Raw genomic sequence first — 13,312 nt, forward strand, 5'->3', positions numbered from 1 at the left:
TTATCACAACACAAAGTTAAATTTTATTAGCGGATATTAAAACTTAGGCCTGTATTAAAATTGAAACCCATGGCATTGTAACCGATGATTTCGTTATAGTTTTTATTCAAAATGTTTTTAGCATCGAAAAAGATTTTAAACCGTTTTTTCGCAAACGCATATTCTGCATAAGCATTTAATAACTTATATCTTGGCAATGTTTCTACAACATAGTCGGTAAAATTTCCATCCGTACGTGAACCAAAGTACCTCAAATTGGCATTAATGAATAAATTATCAGTTGCCTGGATGCCTGTTGTAATGCCAAAAGCATGTTTTGGTCTTCTAAAAAGAAAATCTTCCACTTTATTATTTACACTGTTATATTCGTTTCCATCAGTAAAAGCATAATAACCATTAAGGGTAAATTTCCATATTTTAACTGCTGGCTCAATTTCAAAACCTCTTACTTTTTGACTTTCCTGATTAATGTACCCAACTGCGAAATCGTAAATGATCGCATCTGTTAAATCGCGTTTGAAAGCCGCTCCACGCAACGAGAATTTATCATCAGCTAAACTTAGATTAAAACCAGCTTCATAGTTCTGAGACTTTTCTGGTTTCAGGTTTAAATTTGATCCGTATTGCCCGAACAGCATATTCAGTGTTGGAATTTTAAAAGCTGTTGAAACCGTACCGAATAATTTTAGTTCTTTAATTACATTAATACTCGGTGTAATGGTGTAAGTGTAGTTTTCACCATATTGCTCGTGTTTGTTATAGCGACCGCCAACTTCTAAATTGAAGATACTTAGATCATGCAAAAAGAGTGAGCCGTAAGCGGCAAAAATATTACTCTCCGGTTTGTTGCCTGCCGAGGATAGCCTCATCACCCTGTTATCAATGCCTACCAATAAATCGAGTTTATCTCCAAGCTTTTGGTTATAAAATAAATCAAGCAAACTTATTCTTCCAGCACCAACACTTTCATATGGAAAACCGTCAAAACTACTTAAGGTATTGTTCGAAGTGCTTTGGTAACTATAATTTAAATTGATCTTGCCCGTTCCAAACTCGTATTTGGAATTTACACCCCCGCTAAAATTTTTCAGCAGTGAATGGTTGGCTGCTATTCCATCAGTAAAAGCAGCTTCATCAATTTTGTAATTACCTTCAAAATATCTGATAAAAGGATTAACAGAAAAATGTTGATCCAACTTTATTCCGAAGTTTGCATTTACCCCATCTGTCTTAAAGCCATCTTTATCAAACGCTGTATTATTTTCCACTGGGTTTGCTGCTTCAGATATCCCATCCGTTTTATGATGGGTGTAGTTTATATTATAGGTAAAAGCATCAACACTGCCATTTAAGCCAATTGTACCTTTATAAGCCTCGTAACTGCCTGCACTGGCTACACCGTAAATTGTATTGCCTTTTGGTCCGCCTTTTTTGGTGATAATATTGATTACCCCAGCAATGGCATCAGAGCCGTAAATAGTAGACTGGCCGCCTCGTAGAATTTCAATGTGATCGATTTGATCGATAGCAAAAAGGCGAAGATCGAAAGCGCCGCCGTTTCCCGAGGGATCATTCTGAACGATTCCATCAATTAATACAACAGCGTAAGCACTTCCCGCTCCGCGGAAAAAAACTGATTTGTTAGCACCAGGATTACTTCCTGAACCTGCTACAATAATACCGGCTTGTTCGCTAATCAATTCTGGAAGAGATTTGCCCTGACTGCGATCCAATACTTCCCTACTGATGATACTAACCACTTTACCTGTTTGTGATTGTTTTTGATCATTCTTGGTGGCAGAAATTACCACATCTTTCAGTTTCAAGGTATCCTGTGCCTTAACTGATTCACCAATTGCGATTTGCCCCAAACCTAAGCCTGCGGCAATTAAAATTTTTGTTTTGTTCATTTGATTGTGAGTTTTGCCCACAGCCAGCAGATAGAAAAGGAAATGAAAATACGAAAACGCTAAGTACTTCAATCCAAGCTTCAATCCCCGAAAGCTGTGAAATTATATGCTAAAGGCAGGTCTTCTGACTTACTCCCGATTTTTAGCCTTCCCATTCTATGACTAGAAAAGTGGCGTAGAATTAAAAATCATTATAGAGCTTACAGCTGCGGGACAGTTTTGGATTTACACCAAATTCCCTTTTAATTCTGTGACAACACAGAAACCAAAAGCGGCGCAAAGCTAACAAAATTAAACAAGTTGTAAAATGGATGATGGAGAAAGCATTTCTTCAATCAAAAGTTTAACTTTAAATATCAAAACCAAAATAATGAGAATCCTACTTTTGATCACCCTTTTATTAAACTATTCTGTCGTTATGGCTCAAAAAACTGATACTATAATGCTTGAAAAGTTAATGGAATCAAAGCCGGAATTATTTGGTTCTGTTCTTAACCATCGAGATAAAAATCAGGTTCAGATTTTATACACCCAGATTACCCGTGATGTTAAAAACAAACCACGTTTTAAGAGCTACAGTTTTAATTTAGATCCACACCATTATTTCTATCCTGCAAGCACCGTAAAACTTGCGGCTGTTATTTTTGCTTTGGAAAAAGTAAACCGATTAAAAAGCATAGGCTTAACTGTGAAAAGCATTATGATAACCGATAGCGCTTTCCGTGGACAAACTAAAGTTGAAAAAGATGGCAGTGCGGAAAATGGTCTTCCAACCCTTGAACATTTTATTAAAAAGATTTTGCTTACCAGCGATAATGATGCCTTCAATAGGTTGTTTGAGTTTATCGGACGTGCTGAAATTAATGATAAACTTAAAAAATATGGTTTTAGAGATAGCCGAATTTTGAACCGTTTGGCCATAGGCGATGCGGGAGAAACCGCTAAACATACCAACCCAATTCGTTTTTACAATAACGACCGTTTGGTATATGAGCAAGAAGCGCAATACGATCCGAAAGAATACGAATTAAACTTAACTAACTTGGTAATGGGTAAAGGTTATTTAGATAGCGCAGATAAACTGGTAAATAAACCTTTTAGTTTAGCCAATAAGAACGCATTTGCCATCAATGATCAACATCGTTTAATGCAAAAACTAATGTTTCCAGAAGCTTTACAGGCTCATGAACGATTTAACCTTACCGCTGCAGATTATAAATTGATCTACACTTACATGAGCAAATATCCAACAGAAAGTGATTATCCAAAATATGATGAAAAGGAATTTTGGCCAACATATGCTAAAATGCTTTATTACGGTAGAGAGAAAAATGTAACTCCAGATCCAAACATCAGAATTTTTAACAAATATGGCGACAGTTATGGCTACATTATAGATAACTCCTATTTCGTAGACTTTAAAAATGGAATCGAATATTTACTTACCGCCGTTGTACAGAGTAACGAAGATGGGATTTATAACGACAACAAATATGAATACGATACGGTGTGCTTTCCATTCATGAAGAACTTGGGGCGAACGATTTACGAAATGGAAACCAGTCGTAAAAAGCCTAAAACAGATTTATCTAAATTTAAGATGAATTATCAGTAAGAGCTAATGTATTTTAGCTGTTATGTAAGACTGTTCTTGATTTAATGGCAATCTCATTTCATTCAATTTTATGACCAAAAAGAAGTTGCCACGTTCAAGCAGGTAGAATTATTCGCTTAGTAAAGCCGTTTTAGTTTCCATCAATTTACCTTGTTCAATTTCGTCCAGAACAGGAAATTTGATGTTCAGGCTTTTCAATTTGTCGGCAATTATTTCGCTAATCGCTAATCTGGCAAACCATTTTTTATCTGCTGGAATAATGTGCCATGGCGATTCTTCCGTGCTTGTTTCGTTAATGGCGTCTTCATAAGCCTTCATATAGTCATCCCACAAAGCTCTTTCCTTAATATCACCAGAAGAAAACTTCCAATTTTTGGTAGGGTCTTCTATCCTATCCAAAAACCGTTGTTTCTGTTCATCCTTACTCACATTCAAAAAGAATTTAAGCACTACTGTTCCATTTGCAGCCAGATGTTCTTCAAAATTTTTGATGCTTTCATAACGCTTCTTCCAAAAATTTTTATTGATTTTCTTTACCTCATCAAAACCTGGGAGGCTTTCACTCAAAATATATTCCGGATGAACCTTGCAAACCAATACGTTTTCATAGTGCGAACGATTATGAATCCCAATTCTTCCGCGTTCTGGTAATGCTTTGATGTGTCGCCACAAAAAATCATGTTTATATTCTTCGGATGTTGGCACTTTAAAACTGAAAACCTGGCACCCCTGCGGGTTTAATCCACTCATTACATGTTCAATGGCGCTATCTTTCCCGGCAGCATCCATCGCCTGAAAAATAATGAGTATAGAATGCGTTGCTGATGCATATAATTTTTCCTGTAAATGATTGACTTCAATTTTTGAGTTTATCAATGCATCTTTGGCCGTTTCTTTATTGTATCCACCGGTAAAATCAGTTTTCGCACTTTTAATCGAAAATTTTTTATCGCCCTGTACAATTAGCTCCTTAAATTCGTTTTTCATTTTTATACCATATTTTTTTGGTGATTGATTCAGTACCTATCTTAATCTCTCAATATTTTTGATCGTAATTAGCATCTCACAATATACAGTTTCGGATTAATCCAGAACCCATGTTTTAAATATAGTACTAAAAAATTAGTAAATTAAAAACGTTAATTTGCATACAGAGTTTTTTATATTTATCGCCACAGCATTTACCAAATTATCAGCACGTTCAATATGTTCAAAGAGATAAAAAACAAGTACTTACGTTATTTTACAATCTTAATATTCTTTATCATTATTTTCTTTTCTGCCCTTCAACTCAATTTTTTGTGGTTGTTTGGCTATTCTCCAAGTTATCGGGATATCAAAACGCCTACATTGCGTGTAGGGTCTGAATTATATACAAGTGATGGAAAACTGATTGGTCGATATTTCAAGGAAAACCGTACTCCGGTAAGTTTCAGTGATATTGCGCCAAGTGTAATTAATGCTTTGGTAGCTACCGAAGATGTTCGCTTTTATAAACACTGGGGGATTGATGCTCAAGCTGTTGGGCGTGCTGTTGTTGGAATGGGTAAAGATGGTGGTGCCAGTACCATTACTCAACAACTGGCCAAAAATTTATACAGAACCAGGTATAATAAATCGCAAGGTTTTTTAGTGAAAATTCCCCTTGTTAGAACGCTTATTGTAAAGCTTAAAGAGTGGTTAACTGCTGTAAAAATTGAATCTAATTACTCTAAAAATGACATCATCACCATGTACCTGAACACGGTTTCTTTCGGTAATAATACTTACGGAATTAAGACCGCTGCTCGAATTTATTTTGATAAGGAAACTAAAGATTTAGCTACCACTGATGCTGCGATGCTTGTTGGTATGCTGAAAGGAACCAGCCTTTATAACCCAACCAAAAATCCAGAAAAAGCTTTGGTACGCAGAAATGTGGTATTGAGTCAGATGAATAAAAACAATAAACTAAGCAAGGATAGCTTGGCCATACTTTCGAAAGAGCCCATCAAACTTAAAGAAGGTAAAATGGAAGACGGAAGCGATGGCGACTCCTATTTGCGTGCCGCAGTATCAAAATATCTGGAGAAGTGGTGTACCGATAATGGATACGATTTAAATGAAGATGGCTTAAAAATATATACCACCATCGATTCGAAACTGCAAAAATATGCTGAAGAAGCTGTTGCAGAGCAGATGAAAACCTTACAGCGCAGGTTCTACAGCGTTTGGGGCAATGAAGATCCCTGGTACGACTCTGAAAAGAAAAAAGTAGAATATCCGGACCGGGCAATGAAAAACCTCCCTATTTATGCCTTGCTTCAGAAAAAATTTCCAAATCAACCAGATTCGGTTGCCGCTTATTTCAACAAGAAGAAAAGAATGCAAATTTTTACCTACAAAGGTGATCGCGATACTTTGTTTTCAACCTTGGATTCTATCCGTTACTACGGCAAAATATTGAACACTGGTATGATGACGATGGAACCAGCCAGTGGAAAAATCAAGGTTTGGGTGGGTGGTATCGATCACAAATTTTTCAAATACGATCACGTTAATCAGGCTAAACGCCAGGCTGGTTCTACATTTAAACCGTTCGCATATTTAACAGCGCTAGAGCAAGGAATGAGTCCTTGCGATAAATTCACAGACAAACCTGTTAAAATTGAATATAAAGATAAAGGCGAAACCAAATATTGGGAGCCCAAAAATGCCGACTACAGTGTTACTTACCAGGAAATGAGTTTGCGTTGGGCAATGGCCAGATCTGTAAATACCATTACAGCGCAAGTAACTGAAAAAGTTGGATGGGATAATGTGGTAAAATATGCTCACGAGTGTGGTATTGATAGTCATTTGGAATCTGTTCCATCGGTAAGTTTGGGTTCAAACGATGTTACGGTTTATGAAATGGTAAAAGCTTATGCCACATTCATGAATAAAGGCATAAAAACTGATCCGATTTTGGTAGAAAAAATTACAGATCTTGATAATAATATCATCGAAGAATTTAAGCCTAAAACCAAAAGAGTATTATCTGAAGAGATTGCCTGGTTAATGACCTACATGTTCCGTGGAGGCATGGAAGAACCAAGAGGCACCTCTCAAGCTTTGTGGGAATGGCCAAATCTATTTAAAAAGAATAACCAAATTGGTGGAAAAACCGGTACTTCATCAGATTATGTTGATGCGTGGTATATGGGGTTAACCAAAGATTTGGTAACCGGTGTTTGGGTAGGTTGCGATGAAAGAACAGCCCATTTTAAAAATGGCGAACAGGGTGAAGGTTCTCGAACAGCGTTGCCAATATTCGCCAAATTTATGGATAAAGTTTACATGGATCCATCAACAGGATATACCTATGGACCATTTCCGAAAGCAACGGTAGAAATTACTAGAACTTATAATTGTCCTAGTCCGCAATATGTTCGCGATACTAGTTCAAATGATAGCGTCGAGGTAGATTCTACAGAGTTTAATCCTACAGAAACTCCTGAGGTAGCAGAACCAACAACAACGACCGAGCAAGAGGTTAAAAAAGATGAAAAGAAACCTGATCCTGTGCAAAACCTACCTGCAACAACGGTTCCGTTAACAAAAAAAGAAGAACGTGAACTAAGAAGAAAACAGAGACAGGAAGAGCGTGACAAGAAAAAAAATGAAAACGGCGGTAATTGATTTTGAACGTGATTTATACTCATGATTTCACTGTTTCAAAACTGTCAAATTCCTGATTGTGATTTTAAGAATTGCTATTTTTATCCATTCGATAGAATCTTCGTTATTAATTATTTGAATAATCAAAAACACACATTTATGAAAATAAGCGCTACTTATTTCAAGCAATACATCCCTTTATTGCTTTTGATTATGATTTCGTTTTCTTCCAGAGCCCAATATTTTGGTCAAAATAAGGTTAGATATAAAAAACTTGATTTTAAAGTTTTGCAGACACCACATTTTGAGATTTATTACTATCTGAAAAATGAAAACATGCTGAAACGTTTTTCTCAGGATGCAGAAACCTGGTATAAAATGCATCAGGAAGTTTTTAGAGATACATTTTTAACTAAAAATCCTATTATTCTATATAACAATCACCCTGATTTTCAGCAAACTACGGCATTGCAGGGAGAAATAGGGATTGGAACCGGTGGTGTTACTGAAGCATTAAAAAACAGGGTAATTATGCCTGTAATGGAATTGAACAGTCAAACGCGGCATGTTTTAGGCCATGAGTTGGTTCATGCTTTCCAATACCATGTTTTATTGGAAAAAGATTCGATAAGTTTAGAAAACGTAGGTAAAACGCCACTTTGGATGGTTGAAGGAATGGCTGAATATCTATCCATTGGTAAAAAGGATGCCTTTACTTCTATGTGGATGCGTGATGCAATGCTGAATAGAGATATTCCATCGTTGAAAGACCTTACTAATTCAAACAAATATTTTCCGTATCGTTATGGTCAGGCATTCTGGACTTACATCGGTTCGCAGTATGGCGATACCACGATAGTTCCGCTATTTAAAAATACCGCTAAATACGGTTACGAAAATGCGATAAGATATACATTTGGTTATGATGATAAAACGTTATCTGGTTTATGGAAAAATTCGATTGATGCGCATTATAAACCGATGTTAAAAGCAGACAGCTCGCAAATTAAAATAACAGGGACTAAAATTATCGATAATAAAAATGCAGGAAACATGAACGTTGCGCCTGCAATTAGCCCTGATGGTAAATATGTGGCGTTCATGTCTGAGAAGGATTTATTTGGCATTGATTTATTTCTGGCCGATGCCAAAACAGGAAGAATTATTCGGAAGCTTACCAGTCAAATATCCAATGGCCACATCGACGATTTTAACTTTATAGAATCTGCAGGTGCTTGGTCGCCCGATAGTAAACAGTTCGCATTCAGCATTTTTAGCCATGGCAAAAACCAGATGATGATTATCAATGTCGCGAACGGATCAACAGTTTCGCAGACAGCAATGAATCAGGTGCAACAGTTCGGCAATTTGACGTGGTCGCCAAATGGAAAAGACATTGCATTTTCTGGGATGGTTGAAGGGCAAAGTGATATTTTTTCATACAATTTAGATACGAAAGAAATTACACAAATTACCAACGATGTTTATTCAGATTATGCGCCCAGCTATTCTCCAGATGGGAAAAAAATAGTTTTCTCATCAGATAGAGCAGCTATTCAGAACAAAAACATTAATGCGGTTTTGCCAATCAATTTGGCCATTTACGACATTTCAGCTAAAGAAGTAAAGAATCTAGATGTGTTTCCAGGAGCAAATAACTTGAATGCGCAATTTTCTTCTGATAGTAAAAACATATACTTTTTATCGAACAGAGATGGATTTCGGAATTTGTATAAATATAATTTCGACGGTAACACGGTTGATCAATTAACCGATTACTTTACGGGCATAAGCGGAATCACAGAATTTTCTCCTGCCATTTCAGTTTCTGGTACTGATGATATCGTGTATAGCTATTACCGCTACCAACGCTACACCCTTTATAACGCAAAATTAAGCAGCTTTAAAGCCAAAAGAATTGGCAATCAGGAAGAGAATTTTGATGCCGCTATTCTCCCACCGATGGAAAATTATGGGGTAAACATCATCAATTCGAACTTGAACAACTTTGATCGCTTCGAAAAAATTGTTGCCGACTCTATGAAAACCGTTGCTTACCGACCAAAATTCAAGTTGGATTATTTGGCCAATAGTGGCGTTGGGGTTTCAACCAGTCGATTTGGAACCGGAGTTTCTGGCGGAATTGTGGGCATGTTTAGTGACATCTTAGGAACCAACCAAATTATTGCTAACATTTCCGTTAACGGAGAGATTTACGATGCTGGTGGTTTGGTGGGTTACATCAACCAGAAAAGCCGAATAAATTGGGGTGCGGCAATTTCGCATATCCCTTATGTATCAGGTTTTAGTTCTTACGGGTACGAAAAACTACCTGCTGATAATAATACCACTGTTGATGCTTTAAATGAAAGAACAGATATCATCAGAACTTTTGAAGATCAGGTGCAGCTTTTTGGTGCCTACCCTTTTAGCAAGATACATCGGTTTGAAGTTGGTGGCGCATTCTCGAGTTATAGCTACAGAATTGACCGTTACAGCAATTACTACAATACCGCTGGTTATTACATAGGTTCGGATAGAAAACGCCTCGATAACGAGCAAGCTACATTAGATTACGGCGTTCCGTTTAATTCATTTACACTTTATCAATTAAACGCTGGCTTTGTTGGCGATAATTCTATTTTCGGTTTAACCGGACCACTAGATGGTTTTAGATATCGCATAAGTGGTGAGAAATATTTCGGTACTTACAATTTTGCTGGCGCAACTGCCGACTTAAGAAAATATTGGAGATTGAAACCAATTACAATTGCAGCGAGGTCTTATAATACTTTTAGAATTGGAAAAGATGCCGATCGACTATATCCAATGTATGTTGGTTATCCTTATTTAATTAGAGGTTATGAATCCAACTCAATTTACAAAACCACTTCAGCACAGTCTTCAGAATCTTTTGATATTAACCAATTAACAGGAAGCAAGATTGCCGTTTTCAATTTTGAATTAAGGCTACCTTTTACCGGGCCTAAAAAATTAGCGGCGATACCATCTGGACTATTGTTTAGTGATTTAAACTTGTTCTTCGATGCCGGGTTAGCGTGGACAAATGATACAAAAGTTAAATTCAAGAGTGAGCCGACTTACACAGCTGAAGTAGTAAGAGACACAAACGGAAACCCGGTGTTGGATAGCAACAGAAATCAGGTTACTTATCAAGCAACAAATGAGCGTGTACCTGCAATGAGCGTTGGTATTTCGCTACGAGTTAATGTATTTGGATACTTTGTTTTGGAGCCTTACTATGCAATTCCCTTCCAACGGAAGGATGTTAAAGGAGGTGTATTTGGTTTAACATTCGCTCCTGGATGGTAAATTAATTTGCGTATTATCAAATTTTAAAGTTTAAAATGGTATCTGGTATTAAATATATCGTATTGATCGCTTTCTTATTTTTCAGCGGATTAATCTTCGCACAAAAAATAAATGAGCCGAAAAATAATCCTAAAGAGTGGTCTGAAAAAACAGAACCGTTTAGAATTGCCGGAAATCTATATTATGTAGGTACTTACGATCTTGCCTCCTTTTTAATTGTGACCAACAAGGGCAACATTTTAATCAACACAGGTTTGGCCAATTCGCTTCCGATGATTAAGGAGAATATCAAAAAACTAGGATTTGATTATAGAGCAACCAAAATACTGTTACTTACTCAAGCCCACTTTGACCATTTAGGTGCAATGGCCGATATTAAAGCTGAAACGGGCGCTAAGCTTTATGTTGATGAAAAAGATGCTGCTGCCGTTGTGTCGGGAGGCAAATCAGATTACGAAATGGGTAAATATGGAGTGACTTTTAAACCCATCAAACCTGATCATCTGCTCAAGAATAATGACAAAATAAATCTAGGCAATACTACCTTAATCATGCTACATCATCCTGGGCATACAAAAGGTTCATGTAGTTTCATTTTCAACACAAATGATGGTAAAAAAACTTACAGGGTATTAATAGCAAATCTTCCATCCATCATCATCGATAGGAAATTTTCTGAAGTAAAAGATTATCAGGGCATTCAAAACGATTATGCCAAAACTTTTGAAGCAATGAAAAACATCGATTTCGATTTATGGGTGGCCTCCCATGCCAGTCAGTTCAATCTTCATGAAAAACGTAAACCTGGAGCTGCTTACAATCCGAATGCATTTGCTGATAAAGCAACCTATTTAAAAAACATCAAAGATTTGGAAAATATTTTTCTCAAAAAGATTAAGCAGTAATCATCTAAAAAGAATCTAAACTTTAGACATTAAACTAGTCTAAACTTGATAACTGTTAAGACAAACTGGTAAATGCTAATTTAACCTGGTTAGTCATATTTCTGTGCAGCAAAATATTTTCGAAATCTAAACCAATTGTTAAATCAATCCAATCCGGATTACAAGATCTTACCAATCTTTCTTTTTGCATTCGGGTAAAACGGCTGATCAATTTAAAACGAGCTAATGCCTGTGGCTCGGTTTTAAACTCTTCAAAGTAAACTAAACGCGTTAACTGCTTTCCATTATCGAAAAATAAGTTCGGCATCTGCTTGTAAAAATCCAATGTCTTAATCAAATCAGAACTCATGCCTACATGCATGCTTGTACGGTTTCTGTCGGTAACGATGTAAACAAACTTTTTCATTATAATAGATTTAAATATTAAAACTAAACTATTTAGTATACCCTCTTGCAATTCAAAATAATATTACTAACTTTATGAGCATAAAATTACTAACTATTTTAGTAATTCCAAATTTATTTTAAAATTTATTTTTATGTCGAATATTTCAAATAATTTAAAGTACCTCAGGAAGAAAAAAGGCCATACACAGCAAAATTTCGCCGATGTGATGGAGATTAAGCGTTCGCTTATTGGTGCATACGAGGAAGACCGGGCAGAACCAAAATACGACTTGCTAAAAAAAATAGCAGAGTATTTCGAGCTTACTATTGATGAATTTATCAATGAAAAGATAAGTGACAGCTGGAAACCTAAACCAAAAAGTTCTGGTTCAAACTTGAGAGTGCTAAGTATATCTGTTGACCAAAATGATAGAGAAAATATAGAATTGGTTCCTGTGAAAGCAAGTGCAGGTTATTTAAATGGTTTCTCTGATCCTCAATATATAAGCGATCTCCCAAAATTCCAATTGCCGCTCCCAGCTTTAAGGCAAGGTACTTTTCGTGCTTTTGAAATTATGGGCGATAGTATGTTGCCTGTTCAACCGGGTAGTGTAATAATTGGTGAGTATTTGGATAATTGGAATGAAGTTAAAACCGGCGAAACCTACATCGTGATCAGTAAAAACGAAGGCGTTGTTTATAAAAGAGCGGGTAACCGATTTAAAGAAAACAAAGATTTAAAGTTGATATCAGATAATAAAGTATACGACCCTTATACCATTGCGGCTGATGATATTTTGGAAATCTGGAAAGCAAAAGCCTATATTTCTACTTCATTGCCTGAACCAACCCCAGATCCAACAATGGAAACCTTAACCCAAATGATGTCGCAAATGCAGAAATCCATTTCCCAGCTTAATAAAAATTAACACTTTTTAACTTATCGCGATTAAACCGTTTGCCTTATTTCATATCTATTAGAAAACAAACACATAAAAAACATAGACATGAAAAAAGCAATTTTAACAATAGCAATCGCAGTAATGGGTTTCACTGCTGCATTTGCTCAAGACACTACAAAAAGAGCTAGAAGACAAATGCCGAAAATGACTGCAGAACAGCGGGCGGAAAAGGCAACGGCTAGATTAGAAAAAGAATTAAGCTTAACTGCTGATCAGAAAACGAAAATTTATGCCGTTGAGCTAGAGAATGCTAAAAAGGTAGAAACATGGAGATCTGCTGATCAAGGTGATATGAAAGGCAAGATGAAAGAACGCAAGGAAGCGATGCAAGCTCAGAAAGCCAAAATAGATGGCATTTTGACAGCAGAACAAAAAACCAAAATGGAAGCCATGAGATCAGAAGCGAGAGAGAAAGGTGACAGAATGAGAAAAGGAATGGGCAAAGGCAAAAGAGATAAAGCGCCAGTGGTTTCAAATCCTCCTACACAAGGTTAAGAATTAAGAAAATATTCGATAAATAAGAAAAGCGTCCAATTAATTTGGACGCTTTTTTCGTGTGCT

9 protein-coding genes and 1 riboswitch are annotated in these 13,312 nt (G+C 36.4%); of the genes, 6 read left to right on the top strand and 3 right to left on the bottom strand.

Annotated elements, in window-relative coordinates; all coding sequences use genetic code 11:
* Positions 1–26: 26 nt before the first annotated feature.
* Positions 27–1,910 carry a TonB-dependent receptor plug domain-containing protein gene (locus OQZ33_RS09855; protein WP_265798870.1) on the bottom strand — a complete coding sequence of 628 codons (1,884 nt, stop codon included), beginning with the start codon at positions 1,908–1,910 and terminating at the stop codon, positions 27–29.
* A 96-nt stretch (positions 1,911–2,006) separates the two neighbouring features.
* Positions 2,007–2,195: riboswitch (cobalamin riboswitch) on the bottom strand.
* Positions 2,196–2,280: 85 nt separating this feature from the next.
* On the opposite strand from OQZ33_RS09855, the gene OQZ33_RS09860 reads away from it, so the two are divergent.
* Positions 2,281–3,525, top strand: coding sequence for a serine hydrolase (locus OQZ33_RS09860; RefSeq protein WP_265798871.1), 1,245 nt, complete (start codon positions 2,281–2,283; stop codon positions 3,523–3,525).
* Between the two features lie 108 nt (positions 3,526–3,633).
* On the opposite strand, the gene OQZ33_RS09865 is transcribed toward OQZ33_RS09860, so the two are convergent.
* Complete coding sequence (locus OQZ33_RS09865) at positions 3,634–4,512, bottom strand: polyphosphate kinase 2 family protein (protein ID WP_265798872.1); 879 nt, start codon at positions 4,510–4,512, stop codon at positions 3,634–3,636.
* A gap of 219 nt (positions 4,513–4,731) precedes the next feature.
* On the opposite strand from OQZ33_RS09865, the gene OQZ33_RS09870 reads away from it, so the two are divergent.
* The 3 genes from OQZ33_RS09870 (at position 4,732) to bla (ending at position 11,402) form a co-directional block, all read left to right on the top strand.
* Positions 4,732–7,185 (top strand): transglycosylase domain-containing protein, encoded by a 2,454-nt coding sequence (locus OQZ33_RS09870; protein WP_265798873.1) that lies wholly within the window; start codon positions 4,732–4,734, stop codon positions 7,183–7,185.
* 138 nt (positions 7,186–7,323) lie between these two features.
* Positions 7,324–10,497, top strand: a complete 3,174-nt coding sequence (locus OQZ33_RS09875; RefSeq protein ID WP_265798875.1) for a peptidase MA family metallohydrolase — start codon at positions 7,324–7,326, stop codon at positions 10,495–10,497.
* Between the two features lie 47 nt (positions 10,498–10,544).
* Positions 10,545–11,402 (top strand): subclass B3 metallo-beta-lactamase, encoded by an 858-nt coding sequence (bla, locus tag OQZ33_RS09880; RefSeq protein WP_416338747.1) that lies wholly within the window; start codon positions 10,545–10,547, stop codon positions 11,400–11,402.
* Between the two features lie 55 nt (positions 11,403–11,457).
* On the opposite strand, the gene OQZ33_RS09885 is transcribed toward bla, so the two are convergent.
* Positions 11,458–11,808, bottom strand: coding sequence for a GIY-YIG nuclease family protein (locus OQZ33_RS09885; protein ID WP_265798877.1), 351 nt, complete (start codon positions 11,806–11,808; stop codon positions 11,458–11,460).
* A 133-nt stretch (positions 11,809–11,941) separates the two neighbouring features.
* Between OQZ33_RS09885 and OQZ33_RS09890 the strand changes: the two genes are divergently transcribed.
* Together OQZ33_RS09890 and OQZ33_RS09895 are read left to right on the top strand one after the other, a co-directional pair.
* Positions 11,942–12,718, top strand: coding sequence for a LexA family transcriptional regulator (locus OQZ33_RS09890; RefSeq protein WP_265798878.1), 777 nt, complete (start codon positions 11,942–11,944; stop codon positions 12,716–12,718).
* A gap of 78 nt (positions 12,719–12,796) precedes the next feature.
* A complete protein-coding gene (locus tag OQZ33_RS09895) occupies positions 12,797–13,246 on the top strand; it encodes a hypothetical protein (protein WP_265798879.1) in 450 nt (149 codons plus the stop codon).
* The last annotated feature ends 66 nt before the right edge of the window (positions 13,247–13,312 follow it).

Origin of the sequence: Pedobacter sp. MC2016-05 (genome assembly GCF_026239735.1) — a bacterium.
Classification (GTDB): Bacteria; Bacteroidota; Bacteroidia; order Sphingobacteriales; family Sphingobacteriaceae; genus Pedobacter.